The sequence below is a fragment of the Paraburkholderia fynbosensis genome (assembly GCF_902859935.1).
Lineage (GTDB): Bacteria > Pseudomonadota > Gammaproteobacteria > Burkholderiales > Burkholderiaceae > Paraburkholderia > Paraburkholderia fynbosensis.
Genome location: NZ_CADIKI010000001.1, coordinates 169,156 through 188,777, shown reverse-complemented (window position 1 = coordinate 188,777; position 19,622 = coordinate 169,156). Strand labels below are relative to the sequence as shown.

The 19,622-nt window shown below is 65.4% G+C and carries 12 protein-coding genes; 4 read left to right on the top strand and 8 right to left on the bottom strand.

All coding sequences use genetic code 11. The features are described from left to right. Positions 1-207: 207 nt before the first annotated feature. From pgi to HV770_RS00780, 3 genes are all read right to left on the bottom strand, one after another. On the bottom strand, positions 208-1,830 hold the full coding sequence (gene pgi, locus HV770_RS00790; protein ID WP_175157669.1) for a glucose-6-phosphate isomerase: 1,623 nt from the start codon (positions 1,828-1,830) through the stop codon (positions 208-210). A 284-nt stretch (positions 1,831-2,114) separates the two neighbouring features. Beyond that, on the bottom strand, positions 2,115-3,707 hold the full coding sequence (locus tag HV770_RS00785; RefSeq protein ID WP_175157668.1) for an NAD(P)H-hydrate dehydratase: 1,593 nt from the start codon (positions 3,705-3,707) through the stop codon (positions 2,115-2,117). A 146-nt stretch (positions 3,708-3,853) separates the two neighbouring features. Continuing rightward, on the bottom strand, positions 3,854-5,152 hold the full coding sequence (locus HV770_RS00780; RefSeq protein ID WP_175157667.1) for an FAD-dependent oxidoreductase: 1,299 nt from the start codon (positions 5,150-5,152) through the stop codon (positions 3,854-3,856). 293 nt (positions 5,153-5,445) lie between these two features. Here HV770_RS00780 and purL point away from each other — a divergent pair, with 293 nt between their 5' ends. Next, the gene (gene purL / locus HV770_RS00775; protein WP_175157666.1) at positions 5,446-9,528 is read left to right on the top strand and encodes a phosphoribosylformylglycinamidine synthase; all 4,083 of its coding nucleotides are present in this window, start codon (positions 5,446-5,448) and stop codon (positions 9,526-9,528) included. Between the two features lie 362 nt (positions 9,529-9,890). Here purL and HV770_RS00770 read toward each other — a convergent pair whose 3' ends face one another. From HV770_RS00770 to HV770_RS00750, 5 genes are all read right to left on the bottom strand, one after another. After that, positions 9,891-10,670: a peptidylprolyl isomerase gene (locus HV770_RS00770; protein WP_175157665.1), complete on the bottom strand. Its 780-nt coding sequence runs from the start codon at positions 10,668-10,670 to the stop codon at positions 9,891-9,893. A gap of 9 nt (positions 10,671-10,679) precedes the next feature. Further along, the gene (locus HV770_RS00765; RefSeq protein ID WP_175157664.1) at positions 10,680-10,994 is read right to left on the bottom strand and encodes a BolA family protein; all 315 of its coding nucleotides are present in this window, start codon (positions 10,992-10,994) and stop codon (positions 10,680-10,682) included. 1 nt (position 10,995) lies between these two features. Next, positions 10,996-11,526, bottom strand: coding sequence for a septation protein A (locus HV770_RS00760; protein WP_121318237.1), 531 nt, complete (start codon positions 11,524-11,526; stop codon positions 10,996-10,998). Between the two features lie 272 nt (positions 11,527-11,798). Continuing rightward, complete coding sequence (msrB, locus tag HV770_RS00755) at positions 11,799-12,221, bottom strand: peptide-methionine (R)-S-oxide reductase MsrB (protein ID WP_121318235.1); 423 nt, start codon at positions 12,219-12,221, stop codon at positions 11,799-11,801. A gap of 73 nt (positions 12,222-12,294) precedes the next feature. After that, positions 12,295-13,851 carry a protein adenylyltransferase SelO gene (locus HV770_RS00750; protein ID WP_175157663.1) on the bottom strand — a complete coding sequence of 519 codons (1,557 nt, stop codon included), beginning with the start codon at positions 13,849-13,851 and terminating at the stop codon, positions 12,295-12,297. A 202-nt stretch (positions 13,852-14,053) separates the two neighbouring features. Here HV770_RS00750 and HV770_RS00745 point away from each other — a divergent pair, with 202 nt between their 5' ends. The 3 genes from HV770_RS00745 to HV770_RS00735 all read left to right on the top strand — a co-directional run bounded on the left by HV770_RS00745 (position 14,054) and on the right by HV770_RS00735 (position 19,504). Beyond that, positions 14,054-15,733, top strand: coding sequence for a 3-(methylthio)propionyl-CoA ligase (locus tag HV770_RS00745; RefSeq protein ID WP_175157662.1), 1,680 nt, complete (start codon positions 14,054-14,056; stop codon positions 15,731-15,733). 159 nt (positions 15,734-15,892) lie between these two features. Beyond that, positions 15,893-17,983: a 3-hydroxyacyl-CoA dehydrogenase NAD-binding domain-containing protein gene (locus HV770_RS00740; RefSeq protein WP_175157661.1), complete on the top strand. Its 2,091-nt coding sequence runs from the start codon at positions 15,893-15,895 to the stop codon at positions 17,981-17,983. Positions 17,984-18,325: 342 nt separating this feature from the next. Further along, positions 18,326-19,504, top strand: a complete 1,179-nt coding sequence (locus tag HV770_RS00735) for an acetyl-CoA C-acyltransferase (protein WP_175157660.1) — start codon at positions 18,326-18,328, stop codon at positions 19,502-19,504. Positions 19,505-19,622: the final 118 nt, after the last annotated feature.

Sequence of the window (19,622 nt, the reverse complement as noted above, 5' to 3'; positions counted from 1 at the left end):
CGCGGTTGACCCAGGCGCGAGCTTCGATATAAAAGCAAAAGCGGGCCGTAATGGGCCCGCTTTTTCATTGCTGCTTTGGCCGGCAGCCGAGCGCGATAGAGCAACATGCGGCCAACCTGAAGCACCACGCAATCGCGTTCAACGAGCTACTTGCCGACGCGCGCATCGAACGAATCGCCGACTCATCCGAGCACGCACCGCTTCAACTCACCGCTTCAACGCAGTCCGCGCCCGCGCGATCAACGCTGACGTCGACGAGTCATGCTTGTTCTCATCCACGCTCGCCGCGCTCAGATCGGCCTCGACCACCTTGCCGAGAATCTTGCCCAACTCGACACCCCATTGATCGAACGGATTGATGTTCCACACCGACGCCTGCACCAGCACCTTGTGCTCGTACAGCGCGATCAACGCACCGAGCGAACGCGCGGTGAGCGCGTCGACGAGCAGCGTAGCGGTCGGCCGGTTGCCCGGAAACACCAGGTGCGGCGCGAGTTCCGGCTTGTCCGGCCCGGCCACTTTCTTCGCTTCTTCGAGCGTGCGGCCCAGCATCAGCGCCTCGCTCTGCGCAAAGCAGTTGGCGAGCAGCTTCGGATGATGACTCGCGAGCGGATGCTCCGGCGTCAGCACTGCGATGAAGTCGATCGGGACGATGGTCGGCCCTTGATGCAGCATCTGGAAGAACGCATGCTGGCCGTTCGTACCCGGTTCGCCCCATGTGACGGCGGAAGTCGGATAGTCGACCATTGCACCGTCGAGGCGAGCGGACTTGCCGTTGCTCTCCATCTCCAGTTGCTGCAAATACGATGGCAGGAAGTGCAGCGCTTCCGAATACGGGGCGACCAGATAGCTTTGCGAACCGAAGAAGTTGCGATACCAGATGCCGATCATGCCGAGCAGCACCGGCAGGTTCTTCTCGAGCGGCGCGTCGCGGAAATGCTGGTCCATCTCGTTGGCGCCGGCGAGCAGTTCGCCGAACTGCTGCGGGCCAACCGCGATCATGATCGACAGCCCCACCGCCGACCACAGCGAATAACGCCCGCCGACCCAGTCCCACATCTCGAACACGTTCTCTTTCGCGATGCCGAACTTGACCACTTCCGCGGGGTTCGCCGACACGCCGACGAAGTGTTTCGCGAGCGCGCTTTCGGGGCAGCCTTTCTCGACGAACCAGTCGCGCAGCGAGCGCGCATTGGTCATGGTCTCGAGCGTCGTGAAGGTCTTCGAGACGATGATCGCGAGCGTCTCTTCGGGATCGATCTGCTGCATCACGTTATACAGATCCGCGCCGTCGACGTTCGACACGAAGTGGGTGGTGATCTCAGGCGCAGCGAGATGATGCAGCGCGTGCACGACCATCTTCGGCCCGAGGTCCGAGCCGCCGATGCCGATGTTCACGACATAGCGAATCCGCTTGCCGGTGTAGCCGGTCCATGCGCCGCTGCGCACCTGGTCGGCGAACGCGGCCATCTTGGCGCGCTCGGCCTGGACTTCGGCGAAGAACGGCGCTTTCGGATCAGTGGCGCGCAACGCGGTGTGCAGCGCGGCGCGGCCTTCGGTCGGGTTGACCACGTCGCCCGCGAACATGGCGTCGCGACGTTTCTCGACGCCGGCTTCGCGGGCGAGTTGCACGAGCAGTTGCAGGGTATCGGCGGTGATGCGGTGCTTCGAGAAATCGGCCGCGAGACCGCCGCCCGCGAACGTGAAGCGTTCGGCCCGGGTAGGGGCGGGGTCGTTCTCGGGGGCGAACCAGTCGCGCATGTGTGCATCGCGAATCTTCTCGTAATGCGTTTGCAACGAGGACCAGGAGGGGAGCGAGTTCTGGGTCATAGCGTCCGTCTAACCAAGGGCACGAAGAAAGGCGCGCGCATGAAGCGCTGCCGAGGATGATGCAACGATGCTGTTAGAGCGATGCCACGCGCCCGGGTTCGTCCACGGGTGCCGGCAAAGCCTCGACGAGCCGTCAAACAGCGTAGGGCCAGCCCGTTGAAGTTTCGCCGCCACCCGCGATCGACCCGACGCGCGGCGCAGTTAGTCAGTATAGCGGCGTTGCGTGGCAGGCTGCAGCGGTATGGCATTGCCGCGGCCAAATTGGGGCACAGTGTTTCGCGGGTTCACATGTCCCCCGGCGGATAGAAGAGACGGTTGAGCAGCGTGCGCACCATCGGCGCGAGTTCGCCCGCCGTGAGGCCGGCCGGCCCGTGGCCTTGCGCGCTGAGCGTGTCGGCGGCGAGGCCGTGCAGGTAGACGCCCGCCAGCGCCGCTTCGTAGCGCGGCAGATGCTGCGCGAGCAGCGCGCCGATGATGCCGCCGAGCACGTCGCCGGTGCCGCCCGTTGCGAGCGCGGCGTTACCCGTCGGGTTGATCGCGAGCCGGCCGTCCGGTGCGGCAATGATCGTGCCGGTGCCTTTCAGCACGACGACGCTCGCGAAGCGCGCGGCCAGCGCGCGCGCGGCGCCGAGCCGGTCGCGTTGCACCGCTGGCGCGTCGCTGCCGAGCAGACGCGCCGCTTCCAGCGGATGCGGCGTGAGGATGCATGGATCGCCTTGCACGCCGCGCTCGGTCACTTCGGCGGCGAGCGCCGGATCTTTGCCGATCAGATTCAGCGCGTCCGCATCGAACAGCTTCGGCACGTCGAGTTGCAGCACGTCGTGCATCACTTGCGTCGCGCACTCGCGATGCCCCATGCCGCAACCGACGGCGAGCGCGCCCATCTTGTCGAGCGGCAGATCGTCGAGCGCATGCAGCATCAGTTCGGGATGCGGCGGATCGTAGGGCGGAGCGCCTGCGCCGAGCAGCGCGACGTGCACCTTGCCCGCACCGCTGTAGAGCGCCGCGCGCGCCGCGAGGATCGGCGCCCCACACATGCCGGTGTCGCCGCCGACCACCGCGAGGCTGCCGAAGGTGCCCTTGTTGGTGGCGAAATCGCGCGGCGGCAGGAATGCGCCGAACAGCTCCGGCGCGTTCAGTTGCACGGCTGCGCGAAGGCTGCTGTCGACGCCGATCGGCGCGAGCGTCACCGCGCCTGAAAGGTCGCGGCCTTGCGCGGTGAACAGGCCCGGCTTCGCGGCGATGAAGGTGATCGTATGGGTGGCGTGGACGGCGGCGCCGTCCACACCACCGCCGACCACCGTGCCGGTGTCGCTGTCGAGTCCGCTGGGCACGTCGAGCGCGAGCACGCCGCCTTTCCTCGGCCGGGCCTTCGCGCGTTGCGACAACTGCCGGGCGACGCTCGCGAACACGCCGTCGAGCGCCCGCGTGAGGCCAATGCCGAACATGCCGTCCACGAGCCAGCGATAGCCGTCGAGCGAAACGGGCGGTGCCGTCGCGATCGGCACGCCAGCGGCGCGAGCCGTGTCGAGCGCCCAGCGGGCGTCGTCCGGCTTCGCTTCGACCGGCATGCATACCTCCACCGCGATGCCGGCCTCGTGCAGCGCGGTCGCAAGAACCAGCGCGTCGCCGCCGTTGTTGCCGGGACCCGCGATCAGCCATACGCGCTGCTTCGATTTTTCGATCGACGTGTCACGTGTGATCTGCTCGTGCAGGAAGCTCGCGGCCGACTGGCCGGCGCGCGCCATCAGCGTGTGCGGCGCCAGCCCCGCCGCGGCCTGCGCTTCCGCGATCCGCAGATCGGTCAGCGTCAGCAGGGGCAGCGCGCGCTGGTGCGGTGTGATGAGCGTCGGCGGCATGTTTTCGGCGTCTGTCATGGCAAGACCCGGCAGTGTTGGCGCCGCCGGGCGGAAAACCTGGGAATCGCTATGTTAGTGCCGATACGCGCGCCGCGCGCGGCGCTGCCTGCAATGACCGGCTCGCTCGCGAGCGGGCCCGGCATCGCAGATCGAAGGAAGAGGATTTACTGGAAGCGCTCGGCGCGCAGCGCAGCCAGCGTGCCGGCGGGCAGCTCCGGCGTCTGGTCCGACAGCAGCTCGGCGACCAGTTTGCCCGCTCCGCATGCGAGTCCCCAGCCCGACGGGCCATGGCCGACGTTGAGGAACAGGCGCGGGTGCAGTGCGTTGCCGATCACTGGCAAGCCATCGGGTGAAAGGAGCTTGACGCCTTCCCACGGCAGGGCTGCCGAAATGCGCGCAGCGCCGGGAATCCAGTCGTGGGTCGCCTGGCCGAGCAGCGCCAGCGCTTCCTTGGTCACGGCTTCGCCGAGCGGCGTGTCGATCTGTCCGGCACCTTGCAGCACCGCCCCCCCGGCGATGCGCAGCCGGTGGTTCATGCGGCTGATGCCGATCCGCTTGACCGCGTCGACGATCGCCACGTGCGGCGCGCATTCCTCATGCGCGATCGGCGCCACGAGCGTGTGCAGCCGCAGCGGATGCAACGGCAGGCGCAGGCCGAGGCGCTCGAGCAGCGCGAGGCTGCCGTAACCGGCGGCCACCACGACCGCGTCGGCATGAATCACGTCGACTTCGCGCGAACGCGGAGCCGCACCCGCGCGCGGCGCCAGTTCCACCGCGGCGCGCTGGCCGTCGAGGCGGATCGCCGATACTTCGCAGCCGTGCATGAACTGCACGCCGCCTTGCGCGTCGAGGGTCTGCTTGAGGAGCTTGGTGAACAGCGGGCTGTTGGCCGTGCGCTCCTGATCGAACAGCACGCCGCCGGCGAATTCAGGCTCCGTGCGCACAGAATGCTCGTAGGATGCGCATTCGTCCGGCGTGAGCACGTGGTGCGGCACCTCGTACTGGCGCAGCAGGTCGAGCGCGGGCTGGGTCTGCTCCCATTCGTGCTCGCTGCGCACCAGATAAAGCAGTCCGCTCGCCTGTTCGAATTCGAGCCCGAAGCGCGCTTCGACGTCCGCGAGCGCGTCGCGCGACGCTTCGATCAGCGGCCGCAGCCGCCCGAACTGACGGGCGAACGCCTCCGGCTCCTGCAATGCACCGAGTTGCTTGACGAACTGACGCGCCGCGCCGTTGAAGCCGATCTTGTTGACGACGCCGTTTTTGGCGTTCTGACGGCTCGCGAGAAAGGTCGGGCCGAACCAGACGTCGAGCGGGGTCGGCAAAACGGTGCCGCCGTGCCCGTAGGTTGCGCCCTGCGCGACGGTCGCGTGGCGCTCGACGACACACACCCGGTGGCCGGCCGCGCGCAGGTGATAAGCGGTGGCGACGCCCGCTATCCCGCCGCCAATGACGATGACATCCATGTTTTGATTCGAACTGCCGAAGGGGGCGCCGAAGCGGCGCATTCCCGTTGAGCGGGGCATGCGGCGCGGCCCGGCATGGCTCGGGCGGCTCGCGCCGATCTGATGAAAGGGCGAATGATAGCAGTCAAAGCGCCGCTGCGGCCACGTGGAGCGCATCCCGCGCGCGGACCGAAAGCGCACCGCGAGGCCCGCTGGAAGCCCGTTCCCGGGGTATAATCTCGGACTTCCTTTCCGCCTCACGTCGCCTGCATGCGCGGCTTCTCGGCATCATTGAGCGACGCAACGTCAAGTCCATGGCCCACTTCTCGTGTTTCCCCGGCGCTTCGGCCCTTTCCGATTTCCGTCAAACCCGCCTGCTCGAAACGCTCACGCGCATCGACCCGAATATCACCGGCGTGCGCGGGCAGTACCTGCATTTCGTCAATGCCCAGACCCCGCTGTCCGCTGAAGACAGCGCGAAGGTCGAGGCGCTGATGCACTACGGCGATCCACTCGAAGACAGCAAGGAGCGCGGCGCCGTCGAGACCTTCCTCGTGGTGCCGCGTTTCGGTACGGTGTCGCCGTGGGCCAGCAAGGCCACCGACATCGCCCACCTGTGCGGCCTCACGCAGGTGCGCCGCATCGAGCGCGGCGTCGAGTACACGGTCATGCTGAAAAGCGGCCTGCTGGGCGGCAAGAAAGCGCTCTCCGATGAAGCCCGCGCGGCCGTCGCCGCGGCGCTGCACGACCGCATGACCGAGAGCGTGTCGAGCTCGCGCGAGTACGCGCTGCATCTGTTCGACGAACTGCCGGCCAAGCCGCTGCAAACCGTCGACGTGCTCGGCCACGGCCGTGGCGCGCTGGAAGCGGCGAACACGGAACTGGGCCTCGCGCTCGCCGACGACGAAATCGATTATCTCGTCGAGGCGTTCACGAAGCTCGGCCGCAACCCGACCGACGTCGAACTGATGATGTTCGCGCAGGCCAATAGCGAACACTGCCGCCACAAGATTTTCAACGCGGACTGGACCATCGACGGCGAGAAGCAGGACATCTCGCTGTTCAACATGATCCGCAACACCGAAAAGCTGAACCCGCAAGGCACGATCGTCGCGTATTCGGACAACTCGGCGATCATGGCGGGCGGCATGGCCGAGCGCTGGTTCCCGCGCACGCCGGCTGACCTCGGCGCGAACGAGCTGCCGGAGCACTACCGCCGCAGCGTCGAACTCACGCACACGCTGATGAAGGTGGAGACTCACAACCACCCGACCGCGATCTCGCCGTTCCCGGGCGCCGCGACCGGCGCGGGCGGCGAAATCCGCGACGAGGGCGCGACCGGCCGCGGCGCGCGTCCGAAGGCGGGTCTGGCGGGCTTCACGGTGTCGAACCTGACATTGCCGGACGGCGTCGAGGCCTGGGAAAACGCACGCGACGCCGCACAGCCGCTCGCGCACCGCAATCCGGACGACCAGCACGAAGCGTATGGCCGCCCCGACCGCATCGCGTCGCCGCTGCAGATCATGATCGACGGCCCGCTCGGCGGCGCCGCGTTCAACAACGAATTCGGCCGGCCGAACCTCGGCGGTTATTTCCGCGCGTATGAACAGAACGTCGCGGGCCTGGTGCGCGGCTATCACAAGCCCATCATGATCGCCGGCGGCATCGGCAATATCTCGGACCAGCACACGCACAAGCACGATCTGCCGGAAGGGTCGCTGCTGATCCAGATCGGCGGCCCGGGCATGCGCATCGGCATGGGCGGCGGCGCTGCGAGCTCGATGGCGACCGGCACCAACACCGCCGAGCTCGACTTCGATTCCGTGCAGCGCGGCAACCCGGAAATCGAACGCCGTGCGCAGGAAGTGATCAACGCGTGCTGGCAGCTCGGCGACAAGAACCCGATCCTGAGCATTCACGACGTCGGCGCAGGCGGCTTGTCGAACGCGTTTCCGGAAGTGGTGGACGGCGCGGGCAAGGGCGCGCTGTTCGAACTGCGCAAGATCCAGCTGGAAGAAAGCGGTTTGTCGCCGCGCGAAATCTGGTCGAACGAAGCCCAGGAGCGTTACGTGCTGGCAATCGCGCCGGCCGATCTGCCGGCCTTCGAAGCAATGTGCCAGCGTGAGCGCTGCCCGTTCGCGGTGATCGGCACAGCCACCGCCGAACGCCAGTTGAAGCTGATCGACTCCGAAAACGACGCCGCCGCGCATCAGCCGGTCGACATGCCGATGGAAGTGCTGCTCGGCAAGGCGCCGCGCATGCATCGCGACGTCAAGCGCGTCGAGCAGACGCTCGAACCGGTCGATGTCACGGGCATCGCGTTGCCCGATGTGGCGACCAGCGTGCTGCGTCATCCGACGGTCGCGAGCAAGTCGTTCCTGATCACGATCGGCGACCGCTCGGTGGGCGGCACCACCGCGCGCGACCAGATGGTCGGCCCGTGGCAGGTGCCGGTGGCCGACGTCGCGATCACGACGATGGACTACGCGGGCTTTAGCGGCGAAGCGATGACGATGGCCGAGCGCACGCCGCTCGCCGTTATCAACGCGCCGGCGTCGGGCCGCATGGCGGTCGGCGAGGCGATCACCAACATCGTGGCGGCGCCGATCGCGTCGCTCGACAAGCTGAAGCTGTCGGCGAACTGGATGGCCGCGTGCGGCGCGCCGGGCGAAGACGCGGCACTCTACGACACGGTCAAGGCGATCGGCATGGAACTGTGCCCGGCGCTCGGCATCAGCATTCCGGTCGGCAAGGATTCGCTGTCGATGCGCACGAAGTGGGAAGAGCGCGGCGTCGCGAAGGAAGTGGTCGCGCCGGTCTCGCTGATCATCTCGGCGTTCGCACCGGTCGCTGACGTGCGCAAGCACCTCACGCCGCAACTGCGCCGCATCAGCGACGCAGGCGACTCGGTGCTGATCGCGATCGACCTCGGCCGCGGCAAGCATCGCCTCGGCGGCAGTATCCTCGCGCAAGTGACGCAGCAGGTGGGCGACACGGTGCCGGACGTCGACGATCCGGAAGACCTGAAGCGCTTCTTCAACGTGATCCAGGCGCTGAACAGCGACGGCAAACTGCTCGCTTACCATGACCGTTCGGACGGCGGCCTGTGGGCGACGGTCTGCGAAATGGCGTTTGCGGGTCACGTCGGCGTGTCGCTGAACGTCGACATGCTCGTGCTCGATCCGCACCACGAATCCGATTACGGCGACGCGAAGGACTGGGCGAAGCAGACCAGCGGCCGTCGTGAAGATCGCACGATTCGCGCGCTCTTCAATGAAGAACTCGGCGGCGTGATCCAGGTGCGTGCGGCGGACCGCGACGCCGTGCTCGGCGCGTTGCGCGAGCACGGCCTGTCGGCGTGCTCGCATGTGATCGGCAAGCTCAACGAGCGCGACGCGATCGAAATCTATCGCGACGCGAAGAAGATCTACGACGCACCGCGCACCGAACTGCATCGCACGTGGAGCGAAGTGAGCTGGCGCATCGCGCGTCTGCGCGACAACCCGGCTTGCGCCGATGCCGAATACGATGCGCTGCTCGACGCCGCCGATCCGGGCATCACGCCGGTGCTGAGCTTCGATCCGGCTGAAGACGTGGCCGCGCCTTTCGTGGGCAAGAGCGCGCGTCCGCGTGTCGCGATCCTGCGCGAGCAGGGCGTCAACTCGCACCTCGAAACGGCCTATGCATTCGACCGCGCCGGTTTCGACGCGCACGACGTACACATGAGCGATCTGCTCGCGGGCCGCGCGAACCTGGCGGACTTCGCCGGCGCGGTGGCGTGCGGTGGCTTCTCGTACGGCGATACGCTCGGCGCCGGTGAAGGCTGGGCGAAAGCGATCCGCTTCAACGCGCAACTGGCCGACATGTTCGCCGCGTTCTTCGGCCGCGAAGACACGTTCGCGCTCGGCATCTGCAACGGCTGCCAGATGATGAGCAGCCTCGCGTCGATGATCCCCGGTGCGCACGCGTGGCCGAAGTTCACGCGCAACAAGTCGGAGAAATTCGAAGCGCGCTTCTCGCTGGTCGAAATCCAGGCTTCGCCGTCGATCTTCTTCGCGGGCATGGAAGGCTCGCGCATTCCGGTCGCGGTCGCGCACGGCGAAGGTTTTGCGGACTTCTCGCAGCAGGGCGATGCGTCGAAGGTAGCGGTGGCGATGCGCTACGTCGATCACCGTGGTCAGGCGACCGAGCAGTATCCGTTCAATCCGAACGGTTCGCCGGACGGCATCACGTCGGTCACGACGGCAGACGGCCGCTTCACCGTGTTGATGCCGCACACCGAGCGCGTGCATCGTGCCGTGCAGATGAGCTGGCATCCGGAAGGCTGGGGCGAAAATGGCACGGACGCGAGCCCGTGGCTGCGCGTGTTCCAGAACGCGCGTCGCTGGCTGGGATGATTCGGGCAGGGCTGCCGCTTCGGGCGGCGGCCTTGTTGAGCGATACCTTCGCAGCAAACAAAAAGCGGCCCTCGGCCGACGAATGCTCGCACTAGCACTGGCCTGTACCGCACATTCGATCCACTCGTACGGAAGATGCTGCCCCAGCCGGTCCCATTCGAACGGCCGCTGTGATTCGACCAATGGGCGTAGATCATCGACCAGCATGGCGATGAAAGTTAACACCCCTGCGTCACGTTTACAACCACTTTGCACCACAAACAAAAAATGCCGTTCAGTCGCTTAACTGAACGGCATTACGCCCTCGGGCGGCTTTTCTGCATTCCAACGTCAAACGAAGAAGCGGCGACTCGACAACTCGCTTACTGAATCTTCGCGTTCTTGCGCAGACCTTCTTCGAACGCTTGCAGCTTTTCCTGCTGGATCTGCTGGACGATCTGGGCACGTACCTGCTCCAGCGGCGGCGGCGTGGTAGCACGCACATCGTCGACGCGGATGATGTGCCAGCCGAATTGCGTGCGCACAGGCGTGTCGGTCATCTGACCTTTCTGCAGATGCGTGGCCGCTGCCGCGAATTCAGGCACGTAAGCCTTCGGGTCCGACCAGTCGAGGTCGCCGCCGTTCTTGCCCGATCCCGGGTCCTTCGAGTATTGCTTCGCGAGTTCTTCGAAGCTCGCGCCGCCCTTGATCTTCGCGATCAGGTCCTTCGCCTGCTGCTCGTTGTCGACGAGGATGTGGTGCAGGTGGTATTCCTTGCCGCCCGCATCCTTGATCAGCGCGTTGTAGCGCGCGGTGACTTCGGCGTCGGTCGGCTGGTTGTTCTTCACGAAGTCTTCGATCAGCGCGCGCAGCACGACGGTCTGTTGCGCGACGGCGATTTGCGCCTTGACGTCCGGACGATTCGGCAGGCCGCGGCGCAGCGCTTCCTGCATCAGGATTTCGCGGTTCACCAGTTCTTCACGCACGGCCATTTGCAGTTGCGGCGTGTTTTGCTGGCCTTGATGAACCAGTTGATCGATCAGCGCATCGGCGCGCGCTTTCGGAATCGGCGTGCCGTTGACGACGGCGATGTTCTGTGCAAATGCAGGTGCGGCTGCAAATGCAGCCAGCAATACCCAAAGGCGGGTTTTCTTCAAGGTCATCGGAAGTTCCTAGCGGGGCAACAAAGCAAATTCTTCGGGCGTATACGCCGTGATGGCAAGGGCATGAATGCCGCGCTGCATGGCATCGGCCAGCGCATCATACACCATGCGATGCCGCGCCACGCGGGCCTTGCCGGCAAATGCGGCAGCCACGATCGTGACACTGAAATGACCGCCGGCCGAGGCGCCGGCGTGGCCCGCGTGCTGCGCGCTGTCGTCGGTGATGCGGATCGATTCGACTGGCGCGAGCGCGGCCGTAAGGCGCGCTTCGATCAGCGCGGCGCGCTCGGCGGTGGTGGCGTGCATGAACACATCGTTCGTCATGTCATTCTTCCTTCATGTACTTCGACAACCACAAACTCTGCCCGACGATGAACACCAGCAGGCAGCCGGTTGCGCCGAACAGCTTGAAATTGACCCATTGGTCGGTCGTGTAGTGATACGCGACGAACAGGTTGACGAGTCCGAGCAGCACGAAGAACACCGCCCAGATGATGTTCAGCTTGCCCCAGATCGCGTGCGGCAGCGTGATCTGCTTGCCCATCATCGCTTCGATCAGGTTTTTGTTGAAGCCCAGTTGCGAGACGATCAGCGCGACGGAAAACGCCCAGTACAGCACGGTCGGCTTCCACTTGATGAAAGTGTCGTTGTGCAGCACGAGCGTGGCGCCGCCGAATACGGTGACGACGCCGAGGCTCACCCACAGCATCGGATCGACCTTGCGGTGGCGGAAGGCCACCCACGCGATCTGCACCAGCGTGGCGACGATCGCCACTGCCGTCGCCGTGAAAATGCCCCAGATCTTGAAGGCGACGAAGAACAGGATGATCGGGAACAGATCGAACAGGAATTTCATTATCTGGTCGGGAACACGGAGAGTGAGTCGAAGGTGAGGGCGCGGCGAAGCGCCCGATGGTGTGTAAGCGGCCGGAAAGCCGCCGCGCCAACCTGCCATGAGTGTCATGGCAAGCGGGCTAACGGACGGCTTCTGGCGAGGCCGTTAGCAGCAGACCCGCAGCGCCAAGGTGCCGCTCCGCCGGGCCGGAGCCGCTCCGCGTCCTCTCGCAGCCGGCTCGAATCCCGCCGGCCACGCCGGCCGGCAACGCGCCAGACTTCGCGCCGCTGCGCTTACTTGGGCTCGAATTGTAACGCAGCCGAATTGATGCAATAGCGCAAGCCCGTCGGTGCGGGGCCGTCTTCGAACACGTGGCCCAGATGCGCGCCGCAGTTCTTGCATTGCACCTCGATGCGCAGCATGCCGTGCGAGCGGTCGGTCTTCTCGGCGATCACCTCGCCGTTGATCGGCTTGAAGTAGCTCGGCCAGCCGCAGCCGGCGTCGAACTTGGTGTCCGATTCGAACAGCGGCGTGCCGCAGCACACGCAATCGTAGATGCCGCGGTCCCAGTGATCGTGGTAGCGGCCAGTGAAGGGACGTTCGGTGGCCGCGTGGCGCGTCACCTGGTATTCGATATCGGAAAGCTGCTGGCGCCACTCGGCGTCGTCTTTCTGCACGGCGGGGACGTCGGTGTTGAGGTCGTCGGGCTGGTTCATGGTCGGATTCCTGTCTCGGGCTTGTTTTGGCGATGCACGTTGAAGGCGAACTGGTTCGGTCCGGTTTGGCGCGTCACGAGGAGCAGCTCACTTCCAGCGAGCTAGCCCAGTCCGGCGGCAAGGCCGCATACGCTTCGTGCTCGGGCTGTTCGTCGAACGGGCGGCGCAGCACCGCCGCCAGACGCTCCACTTCGGAAAAGTCCTTCTCTTTCGCGTGGCGGATCGCCGTTTCCGCCAGGTGATTGCGAAGTACGAATTTGGGGTTCACACGGTTCATTGCAATGGCGCGCGCCGCGTCGTCGCGTGTTTCATGGGACAGCCGCGCGCGATAGTCGTTCGCCCATGCGTCGAACGCGGCGCGATCGAGAAACAGGTCGCGCACCGGCGCGTCGCCGCTCGCGTCGTGCTTCGACACGCGCGCGAGATGCCGGAAGGTCAGCGTGAAATCGGCGCGGTTCGCGTGCATGACTTCGAACAGACGATTGACCAGCGTGTCGTCGCCGTCGCGCTCGATGTCGAGGCCGAGCTTCGCGCGCATGCGCCGCTCAAGCGCCGGTGCGAAGCGGTCCTTGAAACCGCCGAGCACGCGCTGCGCGTCTTCGATCGCCTTGTCGCCGCGCACGCTTTCGGCGTGCTGTTCGCCGAGCAGGGGCAGCAATCCTTGTGCAAGGCAGAACAAATTCCAGTAGGCGATCTGCGGCTGCATTCTGTACGCGTAACGGCCTTGCGTGTCGGAATGATTGCAGATGTAGCCGGCGTCGAAGCCGTCCATGAAGCCGAATGGGCCGTAGTCGATCGTCAGGCCGAGGATCGACATGTTGTCGGTGTTCATCACGCCGTGGCAGAAGCCGACCGCCTGCCACTCGACCATCAGGTCGGCGGTGGAGAGCACCGCTTCGTTGAGCAGCGCGAGATAGGGATCGTCGGCGTCGCGGCAATGCGGATAGAAACGCTCGATCACGTGGTCGGCGAGCGCGCGCAGCGCGTCGGTTCGATCGTTCGAATAGAAATGCTCGAAGTGGCCGAAGCGCACAAAGCTCGGCGCGACGCGCGTGACCACCGCGGCGGTTTCGACGGTCTCGCGCCGCACCGGCTGATCGGAGCCGATCACGCACAGCGCGCGCGTGGTCGGAATGCCAAGGTGATGCATCGCTTCCGAACACAGATACTCGCGGATCGACGAACGCAACACCGCACGGCCGTCGCCCATGCGTGAATAGGGCGTGCGTCCCGCGCCCTTCAATTGCAATTCGAAGCGCTGGCCGTCGTGTTCGACCTCGCCGAGACCCAGCGCGCGGCCGTCGCCGAGCTGGCCCGCCCACACGCCGAACTGATGGCCCGAATAGACCGATGCATAAGGCAGCGCATCGGCCGGCCACTCGCGCGTGACGTTGCCGGAGAACAGCTCGACGAAGCCCGCATCGTTCCGAAGGTCCGGCGTGAGACCGAGCAGCGCGGCGGTCTCGGCGGAGAAGCCGACCATGTACGGCGCGTTGAGCGGCGCGGCGGGCAGGCGCGTCAGGAACGTGCTGCCGAGCCGCGCGAACGCGCTTTCGGGGGAGCTGAGAAGAACGTTGGAAAAAGCCGTTAAAGCTTCGGATAACCCTGCAATGCTTGGGGAAAACGACATATTGAGCGCCTCTGGATTAACCGATATTGTAAGTCCGCGCCCGCGGAGCTGCTGGCCGGCCGTTGAACGAAGCTGCACCCATCTCATCTTTCCCCGGTCGTGCGGATTTCGCCGGCGGCGCATGGAGAAGCGCGCCATTGCGCCCCAACGGCTCCCGGACCCCCATTCGATGGAAACAGACAAGCCGAGGAGACCACGCTTTATGACGACGCCGCTGCTGGGCCAGATGATGGATGTGCCGCTCACTGTGTCCTCGCTGCTCGCGCATGCCGCGCGGCATTTCGGCAGCACCGAGATCGTCTCGCGACGCATCGAAGGCGATCTGCACCGCTACACCTATCGCGATTGCGAGAAGCGCGCGAAGCAGCTCGCGCAGGCGCTGATTGCGCTGGGCGTCGAACCCGGTGAGCGCGTCGCGACCCTCGCGTGGAACGGCTACCGGCATCTGGAAGCGTATTACGGCACGACCGGCTTCGGCGCGGTGTGCCATACGATCAACCCGCGCCTGTTCCCCGATCAGATCGCCTATATCATCAATCACGCCGATGACGCCTACGTGCTGTTCGACACGACGTTCGCGCCGCTCGTCGACGTGCTCGCGCCGCAATGCCCGAAAGTGCGCGGCTGGATCGCGCTCGCCGACACGGCGCATCTGCCGGCCATGCAAACGCCCGCGCTCAGCTACGAAACGCTGATGGACGCGCAGGACGGCGACTTCGAATGGCCGACTATCGACGAGCGTCAGGCCTCGTACCTTTGCTATACCTCCGGCACCACCGGCGATCCGAAAGGCGCGCTGTATTCGCACCGCTCGACGGTGCTGCATGCGTTCGGCGCGTCGTTGCCCGATGCGATGAGCCTGTCGGCGCGCGACGCGGTGCTGCCGGTCGTGCCGATGTTCCATGTGAACGCATGGGGCATTCCGCACGCCACGCCGCTGACCGGCGCGAAGCTGGTGTTTCCTGGCAAGGACCTCGACGGCAAGTCGCTTTATGAACTCATGGAGAGCGAGCGCGTCACCTATTCGGCGGGCGTGCCGACCGTGTGGCTCGGCTTGCTGAACTACATGCGCGAGACCGGCGCGAAGTTCTCGTCGCTGCAACGCACGGTGATCGGCGGCTCCGCGTGTCCGCCCGCGATGCTGCGCACGTTCGAGGACGATTACGGCGTGCAGGTGATCCATGCGTGGGGCATGACCGAGATGTCGCCGCTCGGCACCCTCTCGAAACTGACTTGGGAGCAAAGCCAGCGGCCGCTCGCCGAGCAGCGCGCGTTGCTCGAAAAGCAGGGCCACGTGATGTATGGCGTGGACATGAAGATCGTCGGCGAAGACGGGCGCGAGTTGCCGTGGGACGGCGTCGCGTTCGGCGACCTGCACGTGCGCGGGCCGTGGGTGATCGACCGTTATTTCCGCAAGGACGACTCGCCGCTCGTGCACGGCTGGTTTCCTACCGGCGACGTCGCCACCATCGACCGCGACAGCTTCCTGCATATCACCGACCGCTCGAAGGACGTCATCAAGTCCGGCGGCGAATGGATCAGTTCCATCGACCTCGAGAACGTCGCGATTGCGCATCCGGCGGTGGCGGAAGCGGCGTGCATCGCGTGTGCGCATCCGCGCTGGACCGAGCGTCCGCTGCTGGTAGTAGTCAAGCGTCCGGGTTTCGAGCTCACGCGCGAGGAGTTGCTCGCGTTCTACGAAGGCAAGGTCGCCAAATGGTGGATTCCCGACGATGTCGCGTTCGTCGACGAATTGCCGCATACCGCCACCGGCAAGCTGCAAAAGCTGAAGCTGCGCGACATTTTCCGTGACCACGTGCTGCCGTCCGCGCTCGCCGACGAAGCGAACTGCCCGCTTACCAGGGGAAACCCCGCATCATGATAAATTGAACGATCGTGCTTTTCTGTGTATCCTGCCTGCAGACCCGGGAACAATCGGTTGAAAGACGGACAATGAGCCGGACATCGAGGCGGCTCGCAAAACGGCACAGGCGGCGCGCAAGGCGCCGCCTCATTGCATGGATCGCATGGAGGCAGGCAGATGGCAGTGGACTACACAACTCATGACGGCGTGGCCGTCATCACGCTGAACAATCCTCCCGTGAATGGCCTCGGCCTCTCGACGCGAGCGGGCATCGCCGACGGCATCGAGCGCGCGCAGAACGATCCGGCCATCAGGGCCATCGTGCTGACGGGAGCGGGCAAGGCCTTCTCGGGCGGCGCCGACATCACCGAGTTCAACACCCCGAAGGCCACCCAGGAGCCGACGCTCGCCACGGTCATCCGGATCGTCGAAGGCAGCGCCAAGCCGGTGGTCGCGGCCATTCACAGCGTCGCGATGGGCGGCGGGCTGGAACTGGCGCTCGGTGCGCATTACCGCATCGCCGCGCCCGGCGCGCAGATCGCGCTGCCGGAAGTGAAGCTCGGCATCCTGCCGGGTGCGGGCGGCACACAGCGTCTGCCGCGCGCGATCGGCCTCGAAGCATCGTTGAACATGATCGTGTCCGGCGCGCCCGTGTTCTCGGAGAAACTGGCCGACTCGGGGCTGTTCGACGAAGTCGTCGCGAGCGAGGAAGATCTGCCCGCCGCGGCGCTCGCCTTCGCGCGCAAAGTCGGCGCGAAGACTGGCCCGCATCCGAAAGTGCGTGATCGCAAGATCGAGCATCCGAACGCGGCCGGTTTCATCCAGTTCGCGCGCAATAGCGTCGCGGCGATCGCGAAGAACTTCCCGGCGCCGCACAAATGCATCGACGCGGTGGAAGCGGGCGTGCAGAACGGTTTCGACAAGGGCCTTGCATTCGAGCGCGAATGCTTCGTCGCGCTGGTCCAAACGCCGGAAAGCCACGCGTTGCGGCATGCGTTCTTCGGCGAGCGCGCGGCCAGCAAGATTCCCGACGTGCCGGCCGACACGCCGGTGCGCGACATCGGCCAGATTGGCGTGATCGGCGCGGGCACGATGGGCGGCGGCATCGCGATGAACTTCATCAACGCGGGCATTCCGGTCACGCTGCTGGAAACGAAGCAGGAAGCGCTCGAGCGCGGCCTCGCGACGATCCGCAAGAACTACGAAGCCTCCGTGAAGAAGGGCAAGCTCAAGCCCGAAGCGCTCGAACAGCGCATGGCGTTGATCACGCCCACGCTGTCCTACGACGACCTGAAGCACGCGGATCTGATCGTCGAGGCCGTGTTCGAAGAACTGGGCGTGAAAGAGCAGGTGTTCAGGCGTCTTGACGAAGTCGCCAAGCCCGGCGCGATCCTCGCGTCGAATACGTCGACGCTCGACGTCGACAGGATTGCTGCGTTCACGAAGCGTCCGCAGGACGTGGTCGGCATGCACTTCTTCAGCCCGGCCAACGTGATGAAGCTGCTCGAAGTGGTGCGCGGCAAGGACACCGCGAAAGACGTGCTCGCCACCGTGATGAAACTCGCGAAGAAGATCAAAAAGACGGCGGTGGTGTCGGGCGTGTGCGACGGCTTCATCGGCAACCGGATGATCGAGCAGTACATCCGTCAGGCGCTCTTCATGCTCGAGGAAGGCGCGCTACCCGCGCAGGTGGATAAGGCCATCGAGAAGTTCGGCTTCGCGATGGGCCCGTTCCGCATGAGCGATCTGGCCGGCAACGACATCGGCTGGGCGATCCGCAAGCGGCGCTATCAGGAGCATCCTGACATGCATTACTCGAAGATCGCCGACCGTCTGTGCGAGATGGGGCGCTTCGGCCAGAAGACCGGCGCCGGCTGGTACGACTACAAGGCGGGCGATCGTACTGCGTATCCGTCGAAGGTGGTCGACGAGATGATCGGCGCGTTCTCGAAGGAAACCAGTGCCGAGCGCCGCAAGATCAGCGACGAGGAAATCGTCGAGCGCCTCGTGTTCGCGCTCGTCAACGAAGGCGCGAAGATTCTTGAAGAAGGCATCGCGTCGAAGGCGTCGGATATCGACATGGTCTATCTGACCGGCTACGGTTTCCCGCTTCATCGCGGCGGCCCGATGCTGTACGCGGACACGGTCGGGCTCTACAACGTGGAGCGTGCGATTCGCCGTTATGCGGCGCGGCCGAATGGCGACGCGTGGCGACTCGCACCGCGCATCGCGAAGCTGGCGGCCGAGGGGCGCGGGTTCAACGGCTGAGGGGTTGAGCGAGCCTTCGAGGCTGCGTGAATCAAACGACCGAGGTGGCGCGGTGCTGCGCGTGCAGCGCGATGCGCACGGGAAAGCGTCGGCGCGCCACCGTCGAGATCTGGAAGTAAGACCAACTTGCATGGGACCAGAGTAGGTGCTGAAGCATGGGACCGGAGTAGGTGCTAAAGCATGGGACCGGAGTAGGCGCTAAAGCGCCAACCCCGGATCGACACGCTAAAGCGTCAACTCCGGATCGACACGCTAAAGCGCCAACTCTGGTCGACCGCAAAAACTTGCATGGGACCTGAGTAGGCGCTAAAGCGCCAACTCTGGTCGACAAAGGAGACAAGCATGACTGATGCCGTAATCGTATCCACCGCCCGCACGGGGCTCGCCAAATCATGGCGCGGCGGCTTCAACATGACGCACGGCGCGACGCTCGGCGGCCACGTGACGCAGGCCGCGGTCGAACGCGCAAAGCTCGACCCGGCGCGCGTCGAAGACGTGATCATGGGCTGCGCGAATCCGGAAGGCGCGACGGGTGGCAACATCGCGCGCCAGATCGCGTTGCGCGCCGGTTTGCCGGTCAGTGTGCCGGGCATGACGGTGAACCGCTTCTGTTCGTCTGGATTGCAAACTATTGCGCTCGCCGCGCAACGCGTGATCGCCGGTGAAGGCGACGTGTTCGTCGCGGGCGGAGTCGAGTCGATCTCGTGCGTGCAGAACGAGATGAACCGCCACATGATGGCCGAAGGCTGGTTGAGCGAGAACAAGCCGGAAATCTACTGGTCGATGCTGCAGACCGCCGAGAACGTCGCGAAACGCTATTCGATCTCGAAGGACCGTCAGGACGAATACGGCGTGCGCTCGCAGCAGCGTGCCGCGGCCGCGCTCGAAGCCGGCAGGTTCAAGGACGAAATCGTACCGTTGACCGTGCTCGCCGGCGTCGCCGACAAAGCGAGCGGCCGTCTCTTCACGAAAGAAGTGACCGTCAGCGGTGACGAAGGCATTCGCGCCGACACGACGCTCGAAGGCGTGTCGAAGATTCGCACCGCGATGCCGGGCGGCGTGATCAGCGCCGGCAACGCGAGCCAGTTTTCCGACGGCGCGTCGGCTTGCGTCGTGATGAACGCGAAGGTCGCGGAGCGCGAAGGTCTGCAGCCCCTCGGCATTTTCCGCGGCTTCGCGGTGGCCGGTTGCGAGCCGGACGAAATGGGCATCGGCCCGGTGTTTGCCGTGCCGAAGCTGCTCAAGCAGGCGGGTCTGAAGGTCGAGGACATCGACCTGTGGGAATTGAACGAAGCGTTCGCAGTGCAGGTGCTGTATTGCGCGGACAAGCTGGGCATTGCGCAAGACCGTCTGAACGTGAACGGCGGCGCGATTGCGGTCGGCCATCCGTACGGCGTATCGGGCGCACGGCTGACTGGTCATGCGTTGATCGAAGGCAAGCGGCGCGGCGCGAAGCTGGTCGTCGTGACGATGTGTATCGGCGGCGGGCAGGGCGCGGCGGGGCTGTTCGAAGTGGTGTGATGCTGCCGGGGGCGCGCGTGTTGGCGATAACGGCACGGACCTGAGCGATCCGTGCCGCCGGCTGGTTTAGCGGCGCTTGCTATCCGCGCTTCTTCGAAGCCGCTTGTCCGGATCGATT

Excerpts from the sequence above, each read along its gene's own strand:
- pgi (WP_175157669.1), bottom strand. The coding sequence starts at position 1,830 with ATGACCCAGAACTCGCTCCCCTCCTGGTCCTCGTTGCAAACGCATTAC.
- HV770_RS00785 (WP_175157668.1), bottom strand. The coding sequence starts at position 3,707 with ATGACAGACGCCGAAAACATGCCGCCGACGCTCATCACACCGCACCAG.
- HV770_RS00780 (WP_175157667.1), bottom strand. The coding sequence starts at position 5,152 with ATGGATGTCATCGTCATTGGCGGCGGGATAGCGGGCGTCGCCACCGCT.
- purL (WP_175157666.1), top strand. The coding sequence starts at position 5,446 with ATGGCCCACTTCTCGTGTTTCCCCGGCGCTTCGGCCCTTTCCGATTTC.
- HV770_RS00770 (WP_175157665.1), bottom strand. The coding sequence starts at position 10,670 with ATGACCTTGAAGAAAACCCGCCTTTGGGTATTGCTGGCTGCATTTGCA.
- HV770_RS00765 (WP_175157664.1), bottom strand. The coding sequence starts at position 10,994 with ATGACGAACGATGTGTTCATGCACGCCACCACCGCCGAGCGCGCCGCG.
- HV770_RS00760 (WP_121318237.1), bottom strand. The coding sequence starts at position 11,526 with ATGAAATTCCTGTTCGATCTGTTCCCGATCATCCTGTTCTTCGTCGCC.
- msrB (WP_121318235.1), bottom strand. The coding sequence starts at position 12,221 with ATGAACCAGCCCGACGACCTCAACACCGACGTCCCCGCCGTGCAGAAA.
- HV770_RS00750 (WP_175157663.1), bottom strand. The coding sequence starts at position 13,851 with ATGTCGTTTTCCCCAAGCATTGCAGGGTTATCCGAAGCTTTAACGGCT.
- HV770_RS00745 (WP_175157662.1), top strand. The coding sequence starts at position 14,054 with ATGACGACGCCGCTGCTGGGCCAGATGATGGATGTGCCGCTCACTGTG.
- HV770_RS00740 (WP_175157661.1), top strand. The coding sequence starts at position 15,893 with ATGGCAGTGGACTACACAACTCATGACGGCGTGGCCGTCATCACGCTG.
- HV770_RS00735 (WP_175157660.1), top strand. The coding sequence starts at position 18,326 with ATGACTGATGCCGTAATCGTATCCACCGCCCGCACGGGGCTCGCCAAA.